Source organism: Hippea alviniae EP5-r (assembly GCF_000420385.1).
GTDB classification, from domain to species: domain Bacteria; phylum Campylobacterota_A; class Desulfurellia; order Desulfurellales; family Hippeaceae; genus Hippea; species Hippea alviniae.
Window position 1 is genome coordinate 128,542 of the sequence record NZ_ATUV01000002.1, and the last position, 25,951, is coordinate 154,492.

General features: G+C 37.5%; 24 protein-coding genes. All 24 read right to left on the bottom strand.

The features are described from left to right. Window positions 1-7: 7 nt before the first annotated feature. The 24 genes from sdhD to G415_RS0107475 all read right to left on the bottom strand — a co-directional run bounded on the left by sdhD (window position 8) and on the right by G415_RS0107475 (window position 25,891). Window positions 8-379 (bottom strand): succinate dehydrogenase, hydrophobic membrane anchor protein, encoded by a 372-nt coding sequence (gene sdhD, locus G415_RS0107360; RefSeq protein ID WP_022671032.1) that lies wholly within the window; start codon window positions 377-379, stop codon window positions 8-10. Window positions 380-400: 21 nt separating this feature from the next. Then, the gene (gene sdhC / locus G415_RS10180) at window positions 401-778 is read right to left on the bottom strand and encodes a succinate dehydrogenase, cytochrome b556 subunit (protein WP_022671033.1); all 378 of its coding nucleotides are present in this window, start codon (window positions 776-778) and stop codon (window positions 401-403) included. A gap of 141 nt (window positions 779-919) precedes the next feature. Continuing rightward, on the bottom strand, window positions 920-1,486 hold the full coding sequence (locus G415_RS0107370) for a Fe-S-containing hydro-lyase (RefSeq protein ID WP_022671034.1): 567 nt from the start codon (window positions 1,484-1,486) through the stop codon (window positions 920-922). A 10-nt stretch (window positions 1,487-1,496) separates the two neighbouring features. Then, a complete protein-coding gene (locus G415_RS0107375; protein ID WP_022671035.1) occupies window positions 1,497-2,345 on the bottom strand; it encodes a fumarate hydratase in 849 nt (282 codons plus the stop codon). A gap of 22 nt (window positions 2,346-2,367) precedes the next feature. Beyond that, window positions 2,368-3,318, bottom strand: a complete 951-nt coding sequence (gene mdh / locus G415_RS0107380) for a malate dehydrogenase (RefSeq protein WP_022671036.1) — start codon at window positions 3,316-3,318, stop codon at window positions 2,368-2,370. Window positions 3,319-3,395: 77 nt separating this feature from the next. Continuing rightward, on the bottom strand, window positions 3,396-4,706 hold the full coding sequence (locus G415_RS0107385) for a sugar phosphate nucleotidyltransferase (RefSeq protein WP_022671037.1): 1,311 nt from the start codon (window positions 4,704-4,706) through the stop codon (window positions 3,396-3,398). Continuing rightward, window positions 4,657-5,814: an inositol-3-phosphate synthase gene (locus G415_RS10185; RefSeq protein WP_022671038.1), complete on the bottom strand. Its 1,158-nt coding sequence runs from the start codon at window positions 5,812-5,814 to the stop codon at window positions 4,657-4,659. Before G415_RS10185 ends, G415_RS0107385 begins: the two co-directional genes overlap by 50 nt. Before the next feature lie 117 nt (window positions 5,815-5,931). Then, window positions 5,932-6,714 carry a tetratricopeptide repeat protein gene (locus G415_RS0107395; RefSeq protein ID WP_022671039.1) on the bottom strand — a complete coding sequence of 261 codons (783 nt, stop codon included), beginning with the start codon at window positions 6,712-6,714 and terminating at the stop codon, window positions 5,932-5,934. Continuing rightward, window positions 6,711-8,231: a type II secretion system protein GspD gene (locus tag G415_RS0107400; protein WP_022671040.1), complete on the bottom strand. Its 1,521-nt coding sequence runs from the start codon at window positions 8,229-8,231 to the stop codon at window positions 6,711-6,713. Before G415_RS0107400 ends, G415_RS0107395 begins: the two co-directional genes overlap by 4 nt. Further along, window positions 8,206-8,619, bottom strand: coding sequence for a hypothetical protein (locus G415_RS0107405; protein WP_022671041.1), 414 nt, complete (start codon window positions 8,617-8,619; stop codon window positions 8,206-8,208). Before G415_RS0107405 ends, G415_RS0107400 begins: the two co-directional genes overlap by 26 nt. Next, on the bottom strand, window positions 8,616-9,047 hold the full coding sequence (locus G415_RS0107410; protein WP_026939657.1) for a hypothetical protein: 432 nt from the start codon (window positions 9,045-9,047) through the stop codon (window positions 8,616-8,618). Before G415_RS0107410 ends, G415_RS0107405 begins: the two co-directional genes overlap by 4 nt. Further along, window positions 9,044-9,916 carry a prepilin-type N-terminal cleavage/methylation domain-containing protein gene (locus tag G415_RS0107415; protein WP_022671043.1) on the bottom strand — a complete coding sequence of 291 codons (873 nt, stop codon included), beginning with the start codon at window positions 9,914-9,916 and terminating at the stop codon, window positions 9,044-9,046. The genes G415_RS0107410 and G415_RS0107415 overlap by 4 nt, the downstream gene beginning before the upstream one ends. Next, the gene (locus G415_RS0107420) at window positions 9,916-10,806 is read right to left on the bottom strand and encodes an ExeA family protein (RefSeq protein WP_022671044.1); all 891 of its coding nucleotides are present in this window, start codon (window positions 10,804-10,806) and stop codon (window positions 9,916-9,918) included. Before G415_RS0107420 ends, G415_RS0107415 begins: the two co-directional genes overlap by 1 nt. A 15-nt stretch (window positions 10,807-10,821) precedes the next feature. After that, entirely contained in the window at window positions 10,822-11,412 is a 591-nt protein-coding gene (locus G415_RS0107425) for a type II secretion system protein (protein ID WP_022671045.1), read from the bottom strand. A gap of 67 nt (window positions 11,413-11,479) precedes the next feature. After that, window positions 11,480-12,691 carry a type II secretion system F family protein gene (locus G415_RS0107430; protein WP_022671046.1) on the bottom strand — a complete coding sequence of 404 codons (1,212 nt, stop codon included), beginning with the start codon at window positions 12,689-12,691 and terminating at the stop codon, window positions 11,480-11,482. A 2-nt stretch (window positions 12,692-12,693) separates the two neighbouring features. Beyond that, complete coding sequence (locus tag G415_RS0107435) at window positions 12,694-14,322, bottom strand: GspE/PulE family protein (RefSeq protein ID WP_022671047.1); 1,629 nt, start codon at window positions 14,320-14,322, stop codon at window positions 12,694-12,696. Then, window positions 14,307-15,605 (bottom strand): hypothetical protein, encoded by a 1,299-nt coding sequence (locus G415_RS0107440; RefSeq protein ID WP_022671048.1) that lies wholly within the window; start codon window positions 15,603-15,605, stop codon window positions 14,307-14,309. Before G415_RS0107440 ends, G415_RS0107435 begins: the two co-directional genes overlap by 16 nt. Window positions 15,606-15,626: 21 nt before the next feature. Continuing rightward, window positions 15,627-16,718 carry an ATP-binding protein gene (locus G415_RS0107445; protein ID WP_022671049.1) on the bottom strand — a complete coding sequence of 364 codons (1,092 nt, stop codon included), beginning with the start codon at window positions 16,716-16,718 and terminating at the stop codon, window positions 15,627-15,629. A gap of 26 nt (window positions 16,719-16,744) precedes the next feature. After that, window positions 16,745-19,444 (bottom strand): acyl-CoA reductase, encoded by a 2,700-nt coding sequence (locus G415_RS0107450; RefSeq protein WP_022671050.1) that lies wholly within the window; start codon window positions 19,442-19,444, stop codon window positions 16,745-16,747. Between the two features lie 12 nt (window positions 19,445-19,456). Further along, window positions 19,457-20,575: a LuxE/PaaK family acyltransferase gene (locus G415_RS0107455; protein ID WP_022671051.1), complete on the bottom strand. Its 1,119-nt coding sequence runs from the start codon at window positions 20,573-20,575 to the stop codon at window positions 19,457-19,459. Window positions 20,576-20,585: 10 nt separating this feature from the next. Continuing rightward, window positions 20,586-21,896: a phenylacetate--CoA ligase family protein gene (locus G415_RS0107460; RefSeq protein ID WP_022671052.1), complete on the bottom strand. Its 1,311-nt coding sequence runs from the start codon at window positions 21,894-21,896 to the stop codon at window positions 20,586-20,588. Between the two features lie 11 nt (window positions 21,897-21,907). Then, entirely contained in the window at window positions 21,908-23,260 is a 1,353-nt protein-coding gene (locus tag G415_RS0107465; protein WP_022671053.1) for a phenylacetate--CoA ligase family protein, read from the bottom strand. A 9-nt stretch (window positions 23,261-23,269) separates the two neighbouring features. Then, a complete protein-coding gene (locus G415_RS0107470) occupies window positions 23,270-24,460 on the bottom strand; it encodes an MFS transporter (RefSeq protein ID WP_022671054.1) in 1,191 nt (396 codons plus the stop codon). A 3-nt stretch (window positions 24,461-24,463) separates the two neighbouring features. After that, complete coding sequence (locus G415_RS0107475) at window positions 24,464-25,891, bottom strand: GNAT family N-acetyltransferase (RefSeq protein WP_022671055.1); 1,428 nt, start codon at window positions 25,889-25,891, stop codon at window positions 24,464-24,466. Between the last annotated feature and the right edge of the window lie 60 nt (window positions 25,892-25,951).

Below are 25,951 nucleotides of genomic sequence, written 5' to 3' on the forward strand. Positions count from 1 at the left end.
TCCTTTTTTAACCTTTGAATGGCAAAATAGTTATGGCTGCCAAAACCAGATAGAGAATACCAACAACCCAGAAGAAACCCTTCCAGAAAACTCTCCAGCCAGAGTGAACATAATCTTCAATATTCATAAATATGCCATTAATTCCGTGATAGAGAGCAAAAACAACGAATGTTAAATCAAACACTTTCCACAAAGGAGAAGCTAATCTCGCAGCCACATGCTGATAATCAACTGGTGCACCCGTAAAGTGCTCTATAAAGAAGTGTCCAAGTAAAAGAACAAGCAGTGCAACACCAGACACCCTTTGCAAAAGCCAGCTTAAATCGCCGCCTTTGCCCGAACCTTGATATCTATCAATAAACCCTCTCATATACATCATGACGACCTAAACCTCCCTTTTTTATACTTGCATAAGCATAGGAATTGCACCAGCCACAAACACGATCGCGAAAATTACCCAGAAAATCCATACATTACCCTGGTAATTCTCCCTCTCTGCTGCACCTGCAAAATTAACCAAGATAACCCTTAAACCGTTGATAGCATGATAACTTGCTACCAACCACAGACCAACTTCAAGCAACTTAAAAACAGGGTTCTCCAATGCTGCCATAGCCTTCTGGAATCCAGCAGGATTCTGAAGAGTGGAAATTACCCATTCATGCAAGAACAGATAAAGAATCAACAAAAGACCCGTAATCCTGTGGAATACCCAGGCTATAAAGCCTTCATGCCACTTATACTGGATATGATGCGGACGACCTCTATACCAATCCATAGTCCTCCTCGGCTGCACCTTAGTGCAACCTCTGACCTCCTTTCTCAAAATTTTTAAGTTTCAATAGCACAACTCTAACTATTTGTCAAGATTTAAAAAATCAAGGAGCAGTTAACAACAACTGCCCCTTTTATTAACTTATTAAGCCAAATTATACTTATTAGCCCACTCCTTTTTAGCCATCTCATACAAATCGTTTCCATGAGCGTCATAACAAACAAATAACGGCATGTCCTCTACTACAAGCTTTCTAACGGCTTCAGGCCCAAGTTCAGGATAAGCTATAATTTCGGCTTCCTTAACAGAACTCCCTACAACTGCAGCAGCACCACCAATAGAGACAAAATAACATGCTTTATACTGAATGCATGCCTGTTTTACTTCATCGCTCATCTTACCTTTGCCTATCATACCCTTTTGACCCAAAGAGATAAGCCTTGGAGCAAATGGGTTCATTCTGTAGCTCGTTGTTGGACCTGCAGAACCTATCGGTTTGCCTGGGCGAGCCGGAGAAGGACCAACATAGTAGATAATCTGACCTTTAATATCAAACGGCAACTCTTTGCCTTCATCCAGCGCTTTAACCATTCTCATATGAGCTGCATCTCTTGCCGTATATACAACGCCAGACAAATATACCTTATCTCCTGCCTTTAACTTAATTATATCTTCATCAGTTAAAGGAGTTGTCAATTTATACTCTGCCATCTCAAACTCCTTAAAGCTCTATTTCTTTATGCCTGTTCACATGGCAGGCAATGTTGATACCCAACGGAAGTGTTGCTATGTGGCATGGCTCCATTTCTATATGAACACCCAAGCAGGTTGTTAAACCACCCAAACCAGCAGGACCTATACCGGAGTTGTTGATTTTCTCAAAAATCTCCTGCTCCATCTCTGCTAACACTGGGTCATCACTTGGCTGTCCAACCTTTCTCAATGTGGCATGTTTTGCCATAACAGCAGCTCTTTCAAAATCTCCGCCTATGCCAACACCAACTATGACTGGTGGGCATGGGTTTGGACCTGCCTGAATAACCCAATCAACAACCGTCTGAATTATACCGTCTCTTCCATCAGCAGGCTTAAGCATCTGAACCTTACTCATCGACTCACTACCGCCACCCTTGGCATCAAAGATAATCTTTACCTTGTTGCCCGGCACGACAAATGTATGGATAACAGCAGGCAGGTTGTTGCCGTAATTCTCCCTTGTCAACGGGTGGCAGGTTGACTTTCTCAAATATCCATCTTTGTAGGCTCTCTCAACGCCCTTATTTATGGCATCAACAAGATATCCGTCAACAAAGTGAACATCTTGACCAACTTCAAGGAAGATAACAGCCAAACCTGTATCCTGACAGAGTGGAAACTCCTCTTTTGCGGACACTTCTATATTTTGAAAAATTGTCTCAAGCACCTGTTTCGCAACCGGTGATTTCTCTTTCTCATAAGCTCTCTTCTCGGCTTCTAAAACATCCTCTGGTATATGATAGGCCGCCTCAAGGGCAAGCTTGTAGACGGCCTCTTCAACATCCTTCACGCTTATATTTCTTACTTCTGCCATTTTTGGCTTCCTTTCATGTTTTTTATAAGAGTTTAAGCTCCTCGATTCTATTGCAGAGTTCCTTTACATGGTCAGCAGAAGCCTTTAATGCTGCCAATTCCTCATCTGTAAGGTCAAGCTCGACGACCTCTTCAACACCGTTCTGACCCAATTTTGCTGGCAAACCAACAAACAGGTCTGGGTCAAGTCCGTACTTGCCCTGTGTCTTAACTGCGCATGGCAGTATATCTTTTGTATCCTTTACGATTGCTTCAACCATTTGAACAACAGCAGAAGCAGTTGCATAGAAAGCAGAACCAGTCTTTAAGAGCGATACGATTTCTCCACCACCCTTTCTCGTTCTTTCAACAAGCCTATCAATCGTCTCTTTATCAAAAATCTTTGTTATAGGAACACCTCTTACTGTAGAGTAGCTTGTTAATGGAACCATGTCATCTCCATGACCACCTAATGTCATAGCTTGAACAGCCTTTACAGAACATTTAGCTTCCCAAGCGATGAATCTTGCAAACCTTGTAGAGTCAAGACAACCAGCCTGTCCCATAAGTTTATTGTCTGCAAAGCCACCAACTTTCTTTGCTGCATAAACCATAGCATCAAGCGGGTTAGCAACAACGATTACGATTGCATCAGGAGAGTATTTTGCAACCTTCTCTGCAACATCCTTCATTATTTTAACATTCTTTTCAAGCAGGTCATCTCTGCTCATTCCCGGTTTTCTTGGCATGCCAGATGTGATAATTACAATGTCTGAATTCTCTGTATCTTTGTAATCGTTTGTTCCGATGATTTCAGTATCAAAACCTTCAATTGGTGCTGCTTCCATCTCATCCAATGCTTTACCCTGTGGCAAACCTTCAACGATGTCCAACAATACAACTGTCTTTGCAAGTTCCTTCTCAGCGATTCTCAACATGGTCGTTCCGCCGACCTGACCTGCACCGATAATACTAATCTTAGCATTTGCTAACATAACTAACCTCCTAAAAATTAATTATTTTCCTTCCTTTTTTCTTGCGTGTTCATTTTATACTCAAAACCGCAAGGGTGTCAATATTTAATAACTATTCTTCTAACTGACTCTAAATTCATAATAACTGCTATTAAAGTCAAGGTTAAAAACAGTTGATTTAGAAGAGAACCTAAAAAAATTATAAAAATTCTTAAGTCTCTACCTATGCGAAATGTCCGTTTCTCTCTTTTTTTTAGCATTTCATCATACTTAATCGCCGTATAAGACACCATAAAAGAACCAATCAAAGCCAAAAAGCCTACAATAATATTCAAAATGGAATGGTCATTTTTAAAAAGATAGAGTGTCAAACCCATTATCAAAAAGCCATCGGAATATCTATCCAAGCTTCTATCGAGCCAAGCACCATAATCGCTTGATAAAAATTTAAGTCTTGCTATCTCACCATCACAGCCATCTATAATAGAAGAAAGCTGCACTACAAACCCACCAATAACAAGCCAAAGATAAGAACCTATGCTAATAAGATAACTTCCAAAAATTGAAAGTAAAAACGAAAAAATAGTTATCTGATTTGGAGTTATGTTTGTATTGACAAGCAGACGGGTTATGAAGGTTGAAATAGGCCGATTAAGATAATAAGAGATTGGCCCATCAGTCTTTTTTTTTAAGCTCTTAAGCAGATAACTTTCGCACTTTTTATAAGCTTCTTCTGTATCAACATCTATCCAAAAACCGTCTTCAATCAGACAAGCCTTTGCTTTTTTCTGTTTGCCAAGCAGCTTAACAGCAGCAGAAAGAGACGAATCACCACTATCTATTGCTTCTTTCAAGGCGTCAAAAACATCTGGTTTTAGATAAAAAAGGCCTGTATCGTATCCATCAAACTGGCTTAATTTTTTGCCTATGTCAGTTATAGACTCGCCATTCAGCTTAACCTTTGTAACATCGTCAAAGTCTATATAAGGATTATCCAATCTTGTATCAACAGCCAAACTCAAAACAGCGTCTTCATACTTCTTTGCGCAATTAATGAGCCTTTTTACTATATCTGCTTCTACAATATGATCACTCATTGATAAAAGAAACGGCTCGTTTATGTAATCCTTTGCAACAAAAACAGAATAACCATTTTCATATTTATCCCACTTATCGTTGTAAATTGGCGTTATAGGAACATTGAGTTTCTCAGATAGTTTTTTAAGAAAAGGCACAAGTTTATCAGCCTGATTACCTACAACAACAAAAAAGTCATCCACCCCCGCTTGTCTGCAGGAGTGGATGACCCTTTCTATCAAACTTAAACCCAGCAGTTTAACCAAAGGCTTAGGTGAACCTTTATGCTGAAGCCTGCTTCCCTTTCCTGCTGCTATAATCAGACACTTCATGGATTTTCGCTCCTATGTTGCCTTTGATAAACTCTTCAACTAACTGATAAGCTTCATCGTCGTTAAACTGCTTAAGTGGATGTTTGCAGAAGTAAGCGCTTGGAGCTTCTAACACACCGCCTATATTTCTATCCAATGCAAGCTTTAAGCATCTTATACCATCTATTACGACGCCTGCAGAGTTTGGAGAGTCTTCAACTGACAATCTCAACTCTAAATTCATTGGCACATCGCCAAACAGCCTGCCTTCCATCCTTATGAAGCAAATCTTGTTATCCTTCTGCCATGGCACATAATCACTTGGGCCAACATGGATGTTCTCATCGTCAAGTCTCTCTGCTGCAACGGCCTGAACAGCTTCTGTTTTTGAAATCTTCTTGGATGCGAGTCTTGACCTGTTGAGCATGTTCAAGAAGTCTGTATTACCACCGGTATTGAGCTGATATGTTCTGTCTAATTTAACGCCCCTTCTTCTAAACAAATCAACCAAAACTCTATGCGTTATGGTTGCTCCAACCTGAGACTTTATATCATCTCCTATTATTGGGATACCCGCTTTCTCAAATCTCTTTGCCCACAACTCATTGGATGCTATAAATACTGGAATTGCATTGAAAAATGCAACACCTGCTTCCAAAGCACACTCCGCATAGAATTGTGTGGCTTTCTCTGAACCCACAGGCAGATAGTTAATCAAAATCTCACAACCAGTCTCTTTAAGGTGATTTACTATCTCTTCCTTTGTTGCTTCTGGTTCATTTGCAACAACGAAAGTATGGTCTTCATCGTAATTTTTCATGTGCTCAGAAACACCGTCAAGCACCCGTCCCATTTTTACTATTGTGCCTGTTTTTGGTATATCTTTGCAAAATACTGTTGTGCAGTTAGGCTTCTCAAATATAGCATCTGCAACATCCTTACCAACTTTTCTTTTATCAATATCAAAAGCACATACAATATCAATGTCGGAAGGCTTATACCCACCCAAATCGTAATGCATTAGACCTATAACTTCGCTTGGGTCTTTATCCTTATAATAGTGAATACCCTGGATTAATGCAGATGCGCAGTTTCCTACACCCACTATACCGACTTTAATCCTTCCCATAGCTGCACCTCCTTTGAAAATTTTAAAAAACAAAATAATAAAAGACGGTAATAGCAAGTAATAGGAAAAGCGCCTATATAAGGTTCGCTATAATAAATAATCCCTATATTTTGATTGTCAAGGGCGAGAAAAGAGAACAGAAATCAAAGCATAATAGAGCTCTTTATCTTTAACTTCTTTAACATCTATTGTCCTAATCACTTCTCTGGCTTCTTTCAACCTTCCTACCTTAACAAGGGCAAGCGTATAATTTAACTTAACATCAACAGAATCACCTATACTGAGAGCCTTCTTCAAGATTTTAATCGCTTCATCGTATTTTCCAAGATTCATATATCTCACGGCAAGATTGTTGTATAAATCCAGATTTTCAGGGAATATCTTTATAAGCTTTTTATATGCCGATATAGACTCCGTATCATTACCATTTTCAGCTACTTCAATGAGATTAGCAACAGAAACAGATGGCTCTTTATTTTTTGAAGTCTTAGGTTTCTCTTCCTTATAGGCAACATATACACTCTTTTCAACCGTTTTTGGTTTTTTGATTTCTTGCCTTTCTATCTTTGGTTTAGCTTGGATTTTTACTATCTTATTAACCTTAACTTCAACAACAGATTTATTTTTCAACGCCTGCTTTGTATCGTTATCAATACTTCTGGCATTAGCTGTATCTTTTACAACAACAGACTTCACTTTCTTGGTTTTTTTTACGTTATGTGTTGTAAACTTATCAACAGCAAAAAAGCCAACAAATAAAAGAAAAAAACTTACCAAACCGAGAACTACCAACCTTTTAGTATTGTTCTCTTTTCTTGGTTTGACAAAAGGGTTATCTTTTGTTTCTGGTTGATTTTTTTTATTTTCGAGTTTCTTTATAGCATCGTAAAGTTTACTCATTGGATAATGATAGGTTTTAACAAAATTATAAGCTCAATATTATCAGTTAAATCCTGTCTTTGTTTAAACAGACTGCCAACAACAGGTAAATCCGAAAGAATAGGCACACCACTATCCTGTCTTTGACTCGTTTTACTTATTAAACCACCTACTGCTATTATATCTCCATTTTTAACTGAAACAACACTGCTTGCTTCTCTTATATCCATAATAGGCAAAGTGTATGTATTGCCGGATATTTCCTTTTCCTGCAAAGCAACGAGATTACTCTTTATAGGCACAATCCTTAGAAGCACCCTACCATCATCTCTTATATAAGGTGTTATACCAAACATTATGCCATCAAATACACTCGATATATCAACTGTTGGAGTTGTTATAGTTCCACCCTGTGTACTCTCTGTCGTCACTTCTATATCCTTTATAAAGCTAATTGACCTTCCAACAGAAAGAAGGGCGGGCTGTCCATTCATCACTCTAATATGTGGTTCACTTATCAGCTTTAGTGCTCCAAACTGGCTCAAAGCCTGAATAACACTATCAAATGTTACATCGTAACTTCCTGGGTGGAAGATTCTCGATATGTTTATCGTCATAGCAGGATGTCCCGTTCCAAAATCTATTGTCTCTTGGGTTATATTAACAGTTTGATTTAGTTTAGAAGAGTGAGCCAAAAAATCCCAGTTTATGCCCAATTGCCATTGCTTTTTCAAGTTTATCTCTATTATTTTGGCCTCTATCATAACTTGCTTTGAATACGCCTTTCTCACTGCATCTATATAGTCGGTTATCATCTTCATGTGAGAAGCATCATCCCGAACAAATAAGATGCCGCTCGCTTTATCTAAACTAAATGTTCCCTGTTTTGAGAGCATCTTTTTGATATTATCTTCCAGCACTTTATAAATATCAGTGCTTCCCTTAGCAGATGAAGAAGTAAGAGTAAAACTTCCCTTTAAGGGCGTAGTAACATTGTTATCAGAGTTTGAAGAACCGCCCAAAACATCACCACCAAGCACAGTCTGAGAACTCCTAACAATTCCAAGAAAACCCAAATCAAATACTTTATTAACAAACGGCGTTATCCAGATTACATTACCTCTCTTCTCCCAGTTTACACCAACAATTCCTGTTATAGTATTTAAAGCTTTTCTTAAGCTCACATTGTTTAACGATATGCTTATATTTGGGTCGCTTACATATCCACTCAAAGCACTATCAAACGCCACATTGAGATTGTAAGGCTTGAGTATTTGAATAATAGCATCCTTATACGATATAGATTTAGAAAATATACTAACCTTGGCAAGGTCAAGTATGCTTATCTTCTTCTTTACGGGTTTTAAAAATCTGCTTAAGTCAATTTTTTTCTGCTCTTTTTTCTCATTTAGTGGTTTGAAATATTGATTTTTTGGAAGTTCAACGCTCTTATTATTACCAACAGTTGAACAGTTAGAGATAACAACTATAAGCAATAGAATAAGTATAGCATTAATTTTTCTGCGTAGCTTCAACATTTAGACTCACCCTTATATTTCCATTCTTTGTCTTTAACAAAACACTATCTTTATTTATCTTCAAAACCCTAAAACCTGCTCCACTCTCACCTTCCTTGAAAAGCTTTCCATTTATATAACAGTATTTAACATTTTGCGAGATAAATATCGACTCCAAATCCACCTTTAATGTTTGGGCTTGAGCAAAACTCGGAATTATCTCCCTTTTAAAAAAGGCAAACCTATTAATAGAACACTTTGAGAAGTTAACCTTTTTAAAACCATTAACATCAGGTATGTTCAGGTTTGGAATATCAGAAACATAATATACAGGCAAAAAATTATCTGCCAAAAATATGCCAACAAAAAGAGCTACAGGTAAAACAACAAAAACAGCAAAATGTCTCATTGCTCAAAACCAAACACCAAAACCTTTTTACCCTTTAAAGAGAGTTTTAACTCTCCACGAGAGTTTTCTTCTTCGTCATTATTAGACTCTGCAATCCTGAAACTATCAAGAAAGAAAAAACCCTTCTCAAGATAGGTTGAGTTTACAATCTCATCTATTTTGTTTTTAATCTCATCAGAAGAGAAGTGAGCATCAAACTCAACAGGTTCAACTCTTATAGCCTTTCTTACATCTCCCACTCTTTTTTTATAAATCACAAAATCATCAATCTTTTTCTCTTCGTTTTTTATCTGATGAAGTCTATTTTCAACCATACTTAAAGCGTTGGAGAGTTCGTCTGTGCTTTTTGATAGATAAACCTTCATAAAAACTGAAGCAAATATAAGAAAAGAAGCAACAAGAAGATGAATAATCATTTGTCTTCTCATCTTACAATAACCCTTTTTAATCCATTATTGCCCCAAATAAAAGTTGCTTTCTCACCATCATAAGTTATAATCGATTTTTTTCCATTTTTAGACACCTTATACTTTGCACCTGCAGGTAAATCAATCTGACTCTCAAGCTCTTGCTTCGTCGGTGCTTTTTTATAACTTGAAAACTTATCGGCTATCTGGGATGCAATTGTAAGCAATTTGGACTTAGCAGAAGCACCGCCAGAAGATGAACCACCAGAAGAGCTACTATTACACATCCCAAGCTTGTTTTTCACAAGATTTACAAACTCATCAATGCTGTATCCATCAACAACATCATCCTGATTTTCTGAATAGGCATGCGAAGGATCTTCGTAAGTTCTTCTTCTATTATTACCCAAAGTTGATGCAATATCATTTTGTCTATCAAACCTATAATTCAAACTTGCACTGACAACTATAAACGCATAAGGCGAACCACTCTGTATATAAAGCCTATGCTGAGTGGATAAATTGTTTATCGTATCGCAAAATGTGGTCTTACTTCCAAAACTACCATAATTACACTCTATCTTGTTCAAACTATTATCTACATCGTAAATTAAATCAAATCCTTGAGCATCTTTTATACCAAAACCATCAGGTAAAGCCCTTCTATTTTTTCCCGCTACACTTTTCCATACTGGTCTTGGGATACAGTAATGAGTCATTACATAACCTAAAATGCTTGATTTTGCTCTTTCAACTGCATTTCTGTTTTTAGTAAGTCTATTCTGCTGCATTAACATTTTAAACATAGGGATACCAATACCTATTATCAAACCGAGTATAACCAATACTATCGCCATCTCTATCAGCGTAAAAGCAGACTTTTTTCTCATTAGCCCCTCCAGAAATAGAAAAGGACAAAAGCTATTAAAACTATAGCAAAAAATATGCCCGCAAGTATATAAAACATCTCTCTTTTCGAAGAGAATAGCTCAAGAGACTCTGCTGCACTTACAACATCTTTTTTTGTTATACTCTTTCTGTTCTCTGCATAAGCCATTAGAAGGGCTCTTTTCATGATACTATTAATCAATCTCGGAATGCCTTTGCTTATCTTAAAAACAAGAGTTTTTGCCTTTTTGTCCAACGGTATAGAACCACCAGCCTTTGCAAACCTATATTGAATATACTCTTCTGTCTCTTCCTTGCTTAAAGGCTTAAGATAGCAGCGTATTGTAATTCTCTGATTGAGCTGACTAAGCTTATTTTTTATTATCTTCTCAAGTTCTGGTTGACCTGAAAGCAGAATCTGTAAAGGTTTAAAGTCGTTTGTCTCTATATTTGAGAGCAGTCTAATCTGCTCGAGTGACTCAAGTGGCAAGCTCTGAGCTTCGTCTATAATTAAAAGCAGCTTTTTCTTCTCCTTCGCAAGATTCAACAGATAATCTTGAAGCATATTAATATTTTCGGTAAATTCATCGGCTGCTTTCAATCCAATATCTTCCAAAATAGCCTTTAAAAGCTGAGCAGGAGAGAGCATTGGAGTAACGATAAAAGCAAAGGTATAGTTATTCGGCATGGATTTGAGCAATCTTCTTATAAGCGTCGTCTTTCCCGTTCCAGGTGAGCCTATTAGGACAGCAAAGCCATCACCATCTTTCAGAAAAAAAGAGAGAAGCCCTAAGGCTTCCTCGTGTGAACTGGATGGATAGAAATAATCAGCATCAGGCGTCAACTTAAACGGCTCATCAGAAAAGCCGAAAAAGGAGAGAGAGTCGTTCATACTTCATCTATTTCATTAAAATGCATACCAATACATTGTTGCCATTCCAGTGTAAGTATATTTATGATTAGAGCGTATATCACCTGTATTATATACGCCATCATCGTACTTTTCATCGAGATATTTTATAACTTCATTAGGCAAATTGACATATATGTAATTTTTCCCTAGTGTCTTATTATAATTTACATTATAGGGTGTACCATAAGGACTAATCTTTTGCGGATTTGTATGATTTGTTGGGTCACCCGATATAAACCCAGCACCTGCTAACTCTTGCCAGAAACAAATCCTCTCATCATAACCAGCAACTACATATATATGGCCATCTCCGTTACCACCTGTACATCCTGTAGCATTCAATCCTGCTGGTGGACGCGCACTTCTATCATTAGGATCATCCCCTGGCAAATAATTATACCTATCCTGATACGAGTAAGTCGCCGCAACTATGCCGTCTATATCACTCTTTATCCTTTTCATTTTGGCATTCTTAATCATCTCCTGACCCTTCAAAATAGCTCCCAACAGTAAACCGATAATTACTAAAACAATAGCCAACTCAACCAGTGTAAAACCTTCCTTACCCTTCGTCTTGGGTAACATCTTAACACCTCCTAATTCTTAGTTAACAAAATTTTAAGTTAAATTTTACCATTTGTCAATACCACAATTACTTCGTCATATTACCAAGCATGTTATAGATTGGACTAATGAGCGCAAGGATGAAAAAGATAAACATAAGACCCAAAAATCCTAAAACAATAGGCTCAAGCAGTTTACCTATAACTTCAACCATCGCCTGAACCTTATCGTAATACATCCTTGACAACCTGTCGAGCTGCTCATCCATATTCCCTGTCTCTTCACCAACCATCATCATTCTTATTGCAATCTTTTCAAACACATTTAAACCCTTCATAGATTCGGACAACTTCTCTCCTTCTCTTAATTTATCGGACAGTTTGCCGACAGACTTTAGAAAATAGTCGTTTGTTATTGCGGATTCCATCGTCTCAAGAGACTCAGTAATCGTAACACCAGCAGCAGAGAGCAAAGCAAGGTATTGAAAATAAAACGCCATCTGGGAGTATCTGATTATCATACCAACAATGGGCATTCTCCAAAGTGTATAATGAACCCAATATCTAAATTTCTTAATCTTAAGCAGAAACGGAAATGTAAAAATGACAGCTAAAATAACCACAACAAACACAAACCAGTAAGCTTCAAAGAAGTTGCTTATCCAGATAAGCATACGGGTAGCCAACGGTAACTTCATGCCTTCGGATGTAAAAAGCCCAACAAGTTTTGGTAATACATAGGCTATCCAAAAAATAAATGCTCCTATGATAGAGAGAAGGCTAAATGTTGGATAGATAAGCGCCCTTTTGGTTGCAGACCTTATCTCTATTACTCTGTCAAGATAATCTGCCGCATCTTTTAGAGTTCTGTCTAACTCTCCTGATGCTTCGCCTATTTTTGCCATAGATATGACAATCTTAGGAAAAAAGCCTATCTCTTCCATTGCACTTGAAAGACTGTAGCCTTCGTCAAGCATCTTAAGCATTTTAAATGCTGCATATTTTATAGCCTTATTTGTAGCACCTTCGCCTAAATCCTTAAGGGCATATTGAATTGATACTCCGCTTTCCAAATATACGGATACCCCCCTTATAAACTCGGATATATCTTTAAGCTTTGGCTTACCTATTACTATCGATTTATAAATACTTTCAAGAACTGACGGGACTTCAAAAACCTTATATAATGTTCCACCTATTGTATCTATATGTTCATACAACGCTTCTATAGACTCAAACTCGTCAGACTCCTTACGGATTTCTCCTTCTTTGGTTATGAAAGAGTATATGAATAGAGCCATACCTAAACGCCGAATACCCTTTTTACTTCTGCTATATCCGTTATGCCTTCTTTAACAAACCCAACGGCAGACTCTCTCATTGTTATCATACCCTTTTCGGAAAGATAGGACTTTATAGCCGCAATAGACGAACCATCAACTATCATCTCCTGAATCTTCTTATCAACAAGCATCACTTCGCCTGCTGCTATCCTGCCAACATACCCTGTAAATTTACAATGCTCACAACCCATATGCTGATAGGCTTCATCTATATCGATACCCAAATACTTCTTGTCTTCATCACTCAACTTCACCTTCTGTTTACAGAAAGGACAAAGCTTTCTAACAAGTCTTTGAGCTATAACAGCGGTAAGAGACGAAGATAGAAGAAAATTTCCTATACCCAAGTCCTTCAGTCTTGATATAGCACCTATAGCATCATTTGTGTGAAGTGTTGAAAGAACCAGATGTCCCGTCAATGCAGCTCTGATTGCAAGTGTTGCTGTCTCTTCATCCCTTATCTCACCAACCAGTATGACATCCGGGTCTTGTCTTAAGAATGAGCGAATAGCAGAAGCAAAGGTAAGATTAGCCTTTGGATTAACATTTACCTGATGAACAAGCGGAACTCTAAGCTCAACCGGGTCTTCTATTGTTAACACATTGCGTTCCATTGTGTTTATATGTCTAAGTAGAGAGTAAAGCGTTGTTGTTTTACCTGCACCTGTCGGTCCTGTGGCTAAGATAATACCAAACGGTGCATTTATAGCCTTTTGGACAATTTCAAGCTGTTTATCCGAAAAACCTATCTGATTAAGCGTTATAAGTCTTGATGCTCCACCAAGTATCCTTATAACCAGATTCTCGCCATGAATGGAAGGGACAGTTGATACTCTAAAATTAAACTTCTCATGCAGAAACTCATAGTCCATAGCTCCATCTTGCGGAATATTTGTTGTTGCTATATCCATTCCGCTTCTTACCTTAATCGTTGAGATAATTCTGGAATGGACAGACGCTGGCAAGCTATGAAACAGATGCAAAACACCGTCTATACGATACGATACAAGAGTAACTTCCTTTAGCGGGTTTATATGCATATCACTTGCACCCTTGTCTATTGCATCTTCTATTAAAAGATTGGCTAAATTCTCAACGGATATCTCATTACCTTTAAGAAGCTGCTCTACATTCTCTTTTATAGTCTCATCGATAGGATTTTCAGCTAAATAATAGAAACGCTCAACCTTTTTTGCAAGCTCAGAAGCAGGTGCAACCTTAAAAACTATCTCTCCACGAAAAAACCTTTTTATAGTCGCCTTTAATCTCTCATCGTAAGGGTCTGGTATTGCAACAATGAGCCTATTTTCGTCTATCTCTATGGGCAAAATGTTGTTCTGGATAGAGAAGCTCTTTGGAATCAACTTAAGTGCATCGAGTGTTGGATTTAATGTTTTTAGGTCGATAAACTCAAAACCCGACTGTTTTGCTAAAACCTGAGCTACTTCATAATCCGTAACAAAACCCAAAGTAAGCAGAACATCACCCAATCTCTTCTTTAAAGCCTTCTGAACAGATATTGCATACTGTATATGCTCTTCGGTTACTATTCCATACTCTTTGAGAAGTTGGCCTATAGGCTTTGCCATTTAACTCTCCCTTTTATCTCAAATTGAGTATAAAGAGTTGCGCCACTGTTGCTCTTGTCGTATTCAAACCTGCTATCCTTCGGTTTAACCTTCTCTGATAAGCTTTTCACAAACTCCTTAGCTGAAGACTTGGCTTCAACATAACTGCCCTTTATCTTCAGTTTCAACCTAACAGTAAAACCCGAGAGATTCTGCTGATATGCAGGCTGTTGAGATTCCGATTCGGGATTGAAAGAAGGGCTCTCTTCTGTGTCTCCTTGATTGTTTAGCCCACTTCTTTTTATATCAAGCATAACTATAACGCTATTTGAAGGCACAATCCTGGTTATCCAGCTCAAAAAACCGCCTAAATCAAGCTCATTTTCTTCTTCGTTTACAAACTGGTATATTTTATTTAAAGCTTCAATTTCATCCTGAGACGGCATATGTGTGTTTATGTATGCTATCTTTGAGTTAAGCAAATCACTTTTCCTTTTAAATTCTGCAAGAAGCTTTGAGTATTTAGTATAATCCACATACGAAAGTGTAGAAAGTATAACAAAAATGATAACAGAAAAACCAAGCGAGAGTCTTGCCAACTCATAAGAGATAACACTGCCCACATAATCAGCCGGCAAAAAATCACACTCTTTATCAGGATAAAGCAATCCTTCAAGATGAGCCAAAGGGTGATTTTTCTGATTAAACAGAATCTCATCTTCTGCATATGGCTCAATCTCTTCTGATACATAGGAACTTATACTCTTGTTCACTATAAAATTATCATCTATCGTCAAATTTATCTGAAAATCATCTTTTACCCATACAACGCTCTTCACCTTTTCATTTAACCTTTTTGCAAGATTAAACAGAGCAACTTCCACAGGCAAAAGATACTCAACAATAAAAGTCTCTTTCAGCTTATCTATAAACTTCAAGTCATCTTCAGGAATAGCACAAACACCTACAAGATGCTGCTCTGCGGATTTTAATATCTTGGATTTAAAAACAAACGAATCAACAAATATAGCCTGGTCGTTTATATACTTTCTAACTGCTAAATTTATAAACTTTTTTGATTTTACCCTTACGGTTGTCTTATCAAAATAGCTAAGCTCTGTTAAAAATGAGATACGGGCATACTTAATCTTCTCATCTTTTGCAATCTGTTTTAGCTCTTCGAATGTGCAGCTACTACTTTTCACCAAATCACTGCCAACCGCAATAGCATACTCAACAGTATCAAAGGAAGGGCGTATAAACAGCAGAAGTGTCTTTTTTTTACCAAGATTTAGCCTAAACATAACGCTCAACTAATAGCAAAATCAATTCCTGTATGACAACCTCTCCATACCTTTCTCATAAATCCTGCTATTTCCTTTAACTTCTAATGTAAGTGGGTCAAAGAAGAGAATCTCTTTTTCTGCCCATTTGGAGATAACTTTGATAAGCTCATGTTTGTTTGGAGAGTTATCTTTTAAAATAAACTTGCCATCTTTAATTATTATCTTTGCAACTTCTCTAAATATCTTCTCTTCTTCTTGACTATTTTCTCTTGCTAAGAAGTCAACCATCTCAGTATAAGCCAAAAACGCCCTATGCTCTAAATACTCTTTCAATGTCTTAAACTCTTTCTTCTCAAACATCATTCTTTGTATATCAGGAATACAACCACCAAGATAGTCATAGATGAGATTTATCTCTTCTTCTGTGTATCCTTCAGAACTCAACCACTCTACAACTATACTCTTATCAAGATGGTCAACCTTGAAGAATTTACTTGTCTTCTTCAATTTTGCATCATTATAAATCCTATCTATAAACACAGTGTTTGAGCTTAGGATAACAACATGAGACAGATGTGTCTCTTTTGTTAAAGAGACACAGAAGTTTAGGAACTCTTTGAGTAGTTCTCTATCTCCATTTATGTATATATCTTCAAGTGTTTGGATTTCGTCTATGATGATTATAGGTTGTCTGTTTTTCTTTGTTCTGTTTTGTATCTCTTCCATTAGAACTTTGAATAAGTCTTTCTCTTTGTTTTTTACTTCATTTAGCAGTTCTGCTTTTATGTTGAATACTCCAATATTGAAGCTTGCTGAGAGTTTCTCTTCTTTCTTGCCTTTGTCATCTTTCTCTGGTGTTAGTATTGCTTCTATAAAACTTGAGTAATTGCTTATTAGATATCTTCTTAAGTTTATATACTTCACCCACCAATTACCTTTGGGTTTTAAGTTCTCAAAATCTTCAAATAACTCTTTTTCAACAACATACTCAATGAGTGTTGTTTTGCCTGAAGATTTTGGGCCATAAACCCAAAGTATTAACTCTGGTAATTGATTGAACCAATCAAGGAAGAAGTTTATCTCTTTATCTCTGTCTATGAGTTTTTTGTTTCTGAAGATACGGGTTTTCATGGGTTGCTCCTTTTTTGGCTATACCTTTATACCTTTCTTTTGTCAACTATTAACCTAATCTTGCCTGTTCTTGGATTGCGCTCTATAGAATTGGGTGGAACAATTTTAACCACCACATCGTTTATAAAGCCTTTATTGTGAAGTATCCTTAACTCCTTTGAATTTTCATATATTATTTTTCTTAACATTTCTTCCCTTTTTTTATCATAAGGTTTTTCGTCAACAGTTTCAACAATAACCTTGAGTGTATCTTTTCTGTTTTCAACTTCTGCAATTATTTGGAAGTGTTTACTCAATCCTTCAACTTGAGATATAGATTTTGAGATAACTTCTGGATGTATATTTCCACCGCCTATTATCAGGACATCATCACTTCTGCCTAAAAGTTCAAATACTTTAGTCTTTCTGCCGCAAGCGCATTCTCTTTCAACCCATCTTCCCAAATCTCCAACTTCATACCTTATCGTTGGCATAAGCTTTCTGTGTAAGTTTGTTACAACTATCCTGCCTATTTCACCTGGTTTGCACGGCTCATTGTTCTCATTTAAAATCTCAACATAGTGCAAATCTTCGTGAACATGATGCAGTCCGCCGCTCTGATGTTCGCACTGATAGCCTATAGCACCAGTATCGTTTGTTGTATAACCAGTTGAGGCAAATTTCTTAACTTTCAAGACATCTCTTATATACTCTCTTGCTTCAGAGAACAGATGCTCACCACCCGTTACAACTTTATCAATTGTCAAATTGACACCGTTCTTATCAACATACTCGGCTATGGATATTGCAAGGGAAGGAATCGTGATAAAACCGTTAGCTTTAAATAGAATCAGCGTATTTACTATGTCCTTTACATCAAAGTTTCCGCCCATAGGCAAAATTCGGCATCCAACTACTTCAAGTGCCATGTTGTAAGAAACAAACGATGCCCACATGTTTCCCGCAAATAGAAGATTAGCAACTACGTCATTCTCATCAAATATAGACAATCTCAGGCCCTTTCCCAACTTTAGAGCATTAAACCACTGCTCTTGAAATGTCCTATATACAACCTTTGGAGTTCCCGTCGTTCCACCGCTTGAGAACACATAACCCGAAGCATGATTATCCGTCAAAAGACCGTCTCCAGCAGGTGGCAGATACTTTTTGTAATCACTTCCCGTAAGAAGCGGCAATTTTCTAAAATCGTCAAAACTGTTAATCTCATCTATATCTTTGTATCTTTCTGCAAACAAAGGAGAATGCTCTTTTGCATATTTCACTATTTTCTTTAGCCTTTCAAGTGTTAGTTTGTCTCTTTCTTCTTGGTCTAAAAAGTCAAAATAGTCGCTTTCTGGGTCGTATTTATGGTTAGGAACAACAATATCCCACTCAGACTCAACATCATTCCTTGCAAGCGATATCCACTTAACAAGCTCAGATAATCCTTTTGTTCCGTCGTGTGGAGTGCCATGTTTTCTTGCAGACATTCTGCCGGCTTCTGTAAACCTATCAGCACCAACACTTCCAAGCTCATTTGCCAGCCTTTTGGCTGTATCATCTTCTGCAACAACGGCCACAGACTGCAGGTATTCACCCATCGGTTTTACTATTTCAACAACATCGAATATGTTATCCACTGCTTTTACAAACAGTGTCCTATTCTGACACGATATTTGAAACTCCTTACTGTTCTGATAAACAACTGTAGAAAGGCCTTTGCTTCCAACTCTAAGATCTGATTTGCCCATAGCCTTTTCAACCTTCGCAAGCTCTCTAACCTTATTTATCTCCACCGCTTCATCATCATAGACTTCACCCTGTGGCAGGATATCAGCCCAATAGTCGAAGTATTCTGCTATCTTCTCAAATAGGGCTTTGGCATTTTCTTCTTTTTCAACATAAACAACATGCGGAGAAGAGCATGCAGACTGCTCCCACATCAGAGCATCTTTGGCTATAAGTTTGGCTATTTTATCTATCCCTTCCCTTTTGAGTCTTCTATCTTCAACAACGACAAAGCTGTATTTTGGCCCATATTCAACGAGTTTTGTATGAAGCCCTAAATCCTTTCTATAGCTTTCAACCGTCTCTCTACCACCATAGACAACGATGAAGTCTGCAAGCTGCTTTAGAGGTTTCTCCAAGCGCTCATCTCCACCCTTCCAATGAATCAAAGCCATAGCCTTATGTAAAATGCCCGTATGGTCGTTTTCTTTGAAGCTTTTGGCAAATAGAACGGGAAATACAGGGTCAACTGTTGACATCTTCATTATATTGACATTCTTCGTCATTATACCCTGAATTAGGCTATCGACACCACCAACAAATACATTACCTGCTGAGACATGAACAACTATCCCTTTCGGTTTTGCCATAATATAGCCTTTAAAAACCGGATGATATACCCAATCGTCAAGATACTTATCATCACCCAAATCACATACCAGTCTGGTTTTTAAATTCTCCTTCTTCATCATTGAGCACATAGTTTTTATGCCTTCTGCAACCATCGGCTCTGAAAAACCAACAAGAGATGGCAATCTCTTTAGTGCTTCTTTTCTATAGGGATACTCATCATCAAGCCATAACTCAGAGAGCTTATCCAAAACAGTCATAATATCTTTCATTGGGATTTTCTCTATCTCTTTTTTCAATTTTTCTGCTTCATCGAGAATCCCATAAATTTCCTTAGGCTCAAGATAAGAGCTCAGCTCCTTTATCTTTCCAAAAACATATATCTCCATTGTTTGCCTCCCCTATGATTGGAGTAATTCGGCTGCCGTTATAGCGCAACCTTTATGTTTCTTTTTGCCAGCCCTTCCCAAAAGCTCTATGTAAGGCGTCTCTATTCCGCAATCGCAATCATCTTTCAGCATACCATAATCGGTTGAAAGAACGGATATTGTCGGTTGGGCAAGATTGTAAGGCGATAAAAACTGCAAAAGCCCTTTCTGGTTATATCCCAAAAATTCAAGTGTGCCTGGCTTTCTTACAAAAATTTTAGCATAGACAGGCACATGAAAATGCCCTTTAGGACAGGTTATATACGGGACACCATGTTCAACAAAGCCGTAAATGTCTCTAAAACCATCTTTTGGAATACCCAAAACTTCTGATACTTCATCTTTAAACCTATCAAACGGTATGCTTTTTTCTTGTTTATCTTTCCATCCGCCACCCGTTATAACCATGCTTTCTTTGTGATTAAAATTGAAATAGAGGTTTCTCTTTTTGAGCTCTAAAATTGTCTCATGAATAAATGCGGGAAAACCAACAATTCTCAAAGGCGTATTCTTATCTTCTGCATACTCCTTTAGCTTTTCTATAACGCCTTCCATATCAAAGAATGCAGCACCATCCTTACCTTTGTGGATGGCAAAAAACTTGTTCTTTGCAGGTGTAAAGCTGGCATAAGTGATGTGAGTGTTTGCTGCACCCTTATTGCCCTTTGTATCGGGAGAATAGCTAAAGACAATATAATTAGAAACTGTATCGCTTTTTATACCAACCCTTTCAACGAGTCTTTCTCTCATCGTGCTCTGCCTAATCTTAGAACCTTCATCCCAAAGTATGTGGCTTTTTTGGCCACTTGTGCCACTTGATGTAAACTCGTAGGCTATCTTCTCACTCGGCAAGCTTTTTAGCGTGTACCATTTAAGGACATTAACCATTATATGTGGAATGAGCTTTAAATCTTCTTCTTTTTTTAAAAGTGATGGACTTATGCCTTCGAACTCGCAAATCTTTCTGTAAATCTCATTGTTTTCATAGTGAAACTCAAAGGCTTCTCTCATCGCTTGAAAGAATATCTCCCTACACTCCCTGCTAACACAATACGGGTCTTTTATCTCAAACAACTTATCAAGATACTCCATCTTTTCCTCCTTAGTTAACCCTTCTGTCAATAAGCCTTTTTATCTTGCCCGTAATAGGGCTTCTTGGAAGGCTCCCAACAGGAACAAATTTAACATCAAATACGCTAAAATAGTTAGCATCAAAACCCATTTTCAAAATCTGAATGTTGTCAACCAAGCTTTTTATGATACCTTCTCTGTGTCTGTTGCTTTTTTGGATATCTGACGACTCAATCCTTAGAATAAAGCCAACAAATCCCTTTTCGTCTTCTGTTATCTCAACCTGATAATTCGGGCTTATCCCATCCTTTGACACAAAACTGCTTATGGCTCTTTCAATCTCACCCATAGAAACATAAGCACTTGCTATCTTGAAGTCTTCTCCTGCTCTGCCCTTTAAAACAAGTATCGGATTCTTATCACCACACTTGCAGGACTCTTTCTTTATATACCCAATGTCTCCAATCCTGTATCGTATAAGTGGCATGGCTGTCCTGTGTAAGTTTGTTATGATTATTTCACCTTCTTCTTCAGGCTCTGCCACTCTATTTTTTTCAAAATCGAAGATTTCAATAAACTGAAACTCCGTAGGTATGTGGTATTCTCCTGCTTCGCAATACTCACACTGATAACCCATAATACCGCAGTCTGAACTGCTGTATGCTGCAGCTTTTATTTCGGTGTTTGGAAAAGCCTTCTTTATGTGGGAAGACGCAGATTTACTTAGATGCTCACCGGCAAACATAATAAGCCTAACAGATTCAAAAACCTTGCCCATCGACAATGCCATGTCGCTTAAAGACACAAGAAGGCTCGGCACACTTAAAATTACAGTGGGTTTAAAGGTAAACAGAAACTCCATCATCTTATCGCCTTCCGTTCGAGCTTCTATCGGCAGATGGACAGCGCCAAGCATCTTTAAAATCTCGTGAGCTCCCAAAAAAGACGGCCAAAGATTTCCGCTAACAAAGAGATTTGCAACTATATCGTTCTCCCTTATACCCAACAGATGCAAAGCCTTTGCCTGAATCTCACAAAATTTATCCCACTCGTCATGGGTGAGCGTTATATACCTTGCAACGCCACTTGTCCCGCCCGTTGAGATTACTATCATGTTTTTGATTTCTCGTGTTATCATATCCAAAGAGTAAGGAAAAGCGTTGTTGTAAAGCTCATCTCTTGTAAGAAACGGTATATTCAGCCAATCCTTGTAAGTCTTTATCTCTCCTATATCTTCAAATTTTTTAGAATAGAATGCAGAGTGCCTTTTAGCAAAGTTAAATATCTCCTTCGCAAGTTCTAAACCTTTATCAAAAGGCACATATTTAAACTCCATATCCATCTTTGTCTCCTTTATGACTTTATATGTCTATGTTTTTTTGATGCTTGATTCTTGCTTATCCTTTTTATTTCAACTTCAATTAAGTCAAAACCCGCCGCTTTAGATAGATTATCGTATTTTGCAGCAAACTCTCGTGATAGCTTTTTGAAGTTTTCTATTAATGTATTCTTTACAAACTCTTCTTTATCCTTCTTGTCTTCAAATGAATAAACAGTAAACCTAAATACATCTATTTCACCTTTTTTAATCTTTTCGACTTCAAACAAGCCAGAGTAATGTATCTTGTCTTCTATAGAGTAAAGAATCGCATCAATCTTGGGTATCGTAAGATTCGTGCCATAAAAAACTATACTGTTGCTTGCCCTTCCGAATATGCACAGCATTACATCTGGTAAACTCTCAAACAGTTTGTCGTCAATTTTACCTTTAAGCTCTTCTTTATAAAGCAATTTTCCTTTATCCTTTGTGTTGTATCTTATAAGTGGTGTAAGCTGGTCTAAGGTTGCAACTATATTGCCATCTACAATCTCAACAAATGCGTTTTTCGAAGGCTCCATTATCATTGGCGTATCACCATCGCCAAACAACTCCTGTTTTAGGCTCTGGTTGTCAAAGGTCAAATACCTTCTTAAAGATATAGTTGATACGGTCTCAACAGCCAAAGCACCAGTATCTGCACTTCCATAACCTGTCCAAAGAACAGTTTTTGCATCTTCAGTATGACCAAACTTTAGAGTCATCTCTCTTCTATAAAACTCGCTGAAATACTCTCCAACAACAGCAAAATAGACTCTTCCATTTAACAGGTTTTTGTTATCCTTCACAAGGCTATAAATTACGCTCACATTTGACGGGTTTGTTATGAAGAGTATCTGCTCAAAATCCTTCTCAAACCTTTTTGCTATATTTGCGGCTTCTTCTATATCAAAACCAACCAAAGCACATGTTAAGGGATAATCCGATTCTGCAGCCAATCTTCTTACCATACAAGCAAGCTGCATTCCGCCTATCCACATCCCGAAAGCCAAAGCGACAATGATAAGCGTTCTTTTTTTGTGAATCCCGTAAAGCTCCTTTAGGGCTTCTTCGCTCGCCTTTATATAACCCTTTTCGTCTTCTGCCCTTTTTGGCCAATAGATTGTGCCTGTCTTTGAAAAACCACTTGATGCACCTATGAGAAAGCAGTTGTCGAAATCACCCTTTCTTACTGTTTTTTCCATTGGATAATAAAGCAGATAATTCTCTTTATTCATTATTGGTATATCTTCCCATCTATTTACATCCAAAGCATTATGCCTTTCTAAAAAATCCCTATAAGCTTCGACATTCTCTTTGACATCAAAAAACAAAGCCATCTTATCCATACTTCCCCCTTAGTCAAAATCCTTAATAACAGCGATTCTTAACCCACTCAACCCTATAGCAGTTCCAGCTACAACAAGTATCCATTTAACACCAATCAAAGACACTAAAAAACCAGTTAGTGCATAGCTAACAGGCATCAAAGAGAACGAAACGGCACTCAAAAACGACATAACCCTTCCCAAAATCTCATTGGGTAATTTTCTTTGAAGCAGTGAAAGTATCGTCACATTTAAAAAGTTTATAGAGAAGCCTATAGCAAAAAGCGTTATAAGTGAAACAGAGAAAAAGAGTAAATTAGCCAATACGACAAACATAATCCCCAAAACAAGAAGACCAACTGCAAGCTGAAACTTCTCCTTTGCCTTTATCTTCACATTGCCAAGCAAAATAGACGACAAAAACATACCAAACCCAAAGCTTGCCATCATAAAACCCATTCCCTTTGCGCCCGAGTGATACACGCTCTCTGCTATTATCGGTATAATAATTACAAGAGAACCGTAAAATAGGTTTATAATAGCAAGTTTTCCTATAAGCGTTGATGTTATCGTGTACTTCTTTATTAAACCAAAACCATCTTTTAAGGCATCAAAATAAGAACCTTTCTCTATATTAGACGCTGGCCTTTCTGCTTTTATTCCATACAATAGCAAGGCAGATGCACCAAAAGATAAAGCATTAACCAAGAATGCAAGAGGAACACCGATAGCAGCTATCAAACCAACACCTATAACAGGCCCTATAACGGCGCTGAAGCTTGTGCTTATCCTGACCAAAGCGTTTGCCTTTGTTAAATCTTCTGCCCTTACTATCTGTGGAACCAAAGCTAATGAAGCAGGCTGAAAATATCCAGAAGCTATAGACATAAAAACGGTAAAGAGCAAAATGAACCCTAAGTTTAACTTTCCAGAAAAAGCCAAAAGAGCCAGCCCAAAAACGCTTAACGCCTGCACAATATCTGTTATTACCATTATTCTCTGTCTTTTTTTGCTGTCAGCTACTGCACCTGCAATAGGTGAGATAAGCATAGCAGGAAGTGAAAATGATATCATAACAGCTGCTAAGACTATTCCTGATTTACCGTAATGATAGGCTATCCATAGAAGCGCAAGGGAATGAACACTATCGCCTATGCAGGATATAAAACGGGATAAAAAAAATCTCAAAAAGTATCTGTTGTTCTTAAAAATATCTAACACGGCTTATTCAAACACCCTTTTCATCATTGAAACAGAGTATCCAAACAACTCTTTTGCAAACTCTCCGTAAACCTTCAACCTTTCAACATTCACAAGCGTATTAAGATACTGAAAACGGATTAAATCTTTGCCAAAAAACCCAAAAGGTATTATGCCACTGAAGAAAAAACCGAGCGACTCTATTTTTTCTATCTCGTCGTCTATAGGTCTATCTCCCAACGATATATTGAGAAATATAACTTCAGCCTGTGTCGTAAACCTAATGTGATTAAAGGAAGCCTTAATCTTTTCAAAAAGGTCTTTACCAACCTTTACCACATTTATTGTTCCAAAACCCCAAGAAGTATTGTATTTTGCATCCAACTTTGTTGTCTTAAAATATACAGGTTTTGGCTCTTCTATCTCAAAACCGTGATGAACATATATCTTCTCTATCATATCTTTATGTTTTTCAGGTATAAACACGCCTAAATGTTCCTTAGACAGAGATTTAAAGTAAAACAGGCAAGTCTCCCTTTCTGAGAGTGGTTTTATCTCCATCTTCTTGTAATTAAAGTTTTTTGGAACAAGTCCAAATGATACACCACACACCTTAGAGCCAAACTTCTCGTTCACCTTTTGCGTCCTTGTATGACTCATAACAGGCTGAGAAAATATACCTTTCATCCTTAGACTCTTGGCTGTCTCTTCTAATTTCTCTCTCATTTTTGAAAGAATGCCTCTGCCTCTATACGAAGGCTCAACTATGGCTTTACCTATCTCTCCAACATCGTAAAATCCGTGTCTTTCTATTGCATAATGACCAACAATCCTGTTGTAAGTTTTATCAATAGCAACAATAGAAATAAGCCCACCCTTTCTATTAAGCTCTTCAATCCTTTCAGGATAATACACATCTTCTGACGGATAGGTATAGCCACAAGTTTTATATATCAACTGAGAAACCTGATATGCATCTTCTGGATTAAGAAGCTCTATGGATATATTATCTGTTGGCTCTAAATGTTTGCTTAAAAAAGGAATGGCATACTGGGTTATATCTTTTTTGGGTCTGAAGAATGTTATTTTTAGCTCTTTTCCTTCTTTTCCATGATTGAGCCACTCTATCTTATCGCATGTGTTTTTAAGCAGAGCTAACTGAAGCTTGCTAAACTGGTCATTCTCAGCAACTCTATCTCCAAACGGAATACCTTTATCCCTAAATGATATGCATAGGTGAGACTCGTCTATATTGACATCTATGTCAACTAAACCCTTCTCGTCTTCTTCAAACGAGTTTCTCAGTATATAGACAAACGACTCTTCAGCTATTAGCTCAAAACGAGTAAGACTCTCCTTTGAAAAACCTGCAACTTCAGCAGATTTAGAAATAAACGCTTTAACAACGGGCAAACAGCCTATATCGTTCTCAACAGTCAGCCTAAAGTTCACACCATCCCTATAAAACCAACTTTTTTCTCCTAATAATATAAATATTTTTACTTAAATCAA

What these genes read in the sequence shown, in the direction of transcription:
- sdhD (WP_022671032.1), bottom strand. Translation starts at nt 379, where the DNA reads ATGATGTATATGAGAGGGTTTATTGATAGATATCAAGGTTCGGGCAAA.
- sdhC (WP_022671033.1), bottom strand. Translation starts at nt 778, where the DNA reads ATGGATTGGTATAGAGGTCGTCCGCATCATATCCAGTATAAGTGGCAT.
- G415_RS0107370 (WP_022671034.1), bottom strand. Translation starts at nt 1,486, where the DNA reads ATGGCAGAGTATAAATTGACAACTCCTTTAACTGATGAAGATATAATT.
- G415_RS0107375 (WP_022671035.1), bottom strand. Translation starts at nt 2,345, where the DNA reads ATGGCAGAAGTAAGAAATATAAGCGTGAAGGATGTTGAAGAGGCCGTC.
- mdh (WP_022671036.1), bottom strand. Translation starts at nt 3,318, where the DNA reads ATGTTAGCAAATGCTAAGATTAGTATTATCGGTGCAGGTCAGGTCGGC.
- G415_RS0107385 (WP_022671037.1), bottom strand. Translation starts at nt 4,706, where the DNA reads ATGAAGTGTCTGATTATAGCAGCAGGAAAGGGAAGCAGGCTTCAGCAT.
- G415_RS10185 (WP_022671038.1), bottom strand. Translation starts at nt 5,814, where the DNA reads ATGGGAAGGATTAAAGTCGGTATAGTGGGTGTAGGAAACTGCGCATCT.
- G415_RS0107395 (WP_022671039.1), bottom strand. Translation starts at nt 6,714, where the DNA reads ATGAGTAAACTTTACGATGCTATAAAGAAACTCGAAAATAAAAAAAAT.
- G415_RS0107400 (WP_022671040.1), bottom strand. Translation starts at nt 8,231, where the DNA reads ATGTTGAAGCTACGCAGAAAAATTAATGCTATACTTATTCTATTGCTT.
- G415_RS0107405 (WP_022671041.1), bottom strand. Translation starts at nt 8,619, where the DNA reads ATGAGACATTTTGCTGTTTTTGTTGTTTTACCTGTAGCTCTTTTTGTT.
- G415_RS0107410 (WP_026939657.1), bottom strand. Translation starts at nt 9,047, where the DNA reads ATGAGAAGACAAATGATTATTCATCTTCTTGTTGCTTCTTTTCTTATA.
- G415_RS0107415 (WP_022671043.1), bottom strand. Translation starts at nt 9,916, where the DNA reads ATGAGAAAAAAGTCTGCTTTTACGCTGATAGAGATGGCGATAGTATTG.
- G415_RS0107420 (WP_022671044.1), bottom strand. Translation starts at nt 10,806, where the DNA reads ATGAACGACTCTCTCTCCTTTTTCGGCTTTTCTGATGAGCCGTTTAAG.
- G415_RS0107425 (WP_022671045.1), bottom strand. Translation starts at nt 11,412, where the DNA reads ATGTTACCCAAGACGAAGGGTAAGGAAGGTTTTACACTGGTTGAGTTG.
- G415_RS0107430 (WP_022671046.1), bottom strand. Translation starts at nt 12,691, where the DNA reads ATGGCTCTATTCATATACTCTTTCATAACCAAAGAAGGAGAAATCCGT.
- G415_RS0107435 (WP_022671047.1), bottom strand. Translation starts at nt 14,322, where the DNA reads ATGGCAAAGCCTATAGGCCAACTTCTCAAAGAGTATGGAATAGTAACC.
- G415_RS0107440 (WP_022671048.1), bottom strand. Translation starts at nt 15,605, where the DNA reads ATGTTTAGGCTAAATCTTGGTAAAAAAAAGACACTTCTGCTGTTTATA.
- G415_RS0107445 (WP_022671049.1), bottom strand. Translation starts at nt 16,718, where the DNA reads ATGAAAACCCGTATCTTCAGAAACAAAAAACTCATAGACAGAGATAAA.
- G415_RS0107450 (WP_022671050.1), bottom strand. Translation starts at nt 19,444, where the DNA reads ATGGAGATATATGTTTTTGGAAAGATAAAGGAGCTGAGCTCTTATCTT.
- G415_RS0107455 (WP_022671051.1), bottom strand. Translation starts at nt 20,575, where the DNA reads ATGGAGTATCTTGATAAGTTGTTTGAGATAAAAGACCCGTATTGTGTT.
- G415_RS0107460 (WP_022671052.1), bottom strand. Translation starts at nt 21,896, where the DNA reads ATGGATATGGAGTTTAAATATGTGCCTTTTGATAAAGGTTTAGAACTT.
- G415_RS0107465 (WP_022671053.1), bottom strand. Translation starts at nt 23,260, where the DNA reads ATGGATAAGATGGCTTTGTTTTTTGATGTCAAAGAGAATGTCGAAGCT.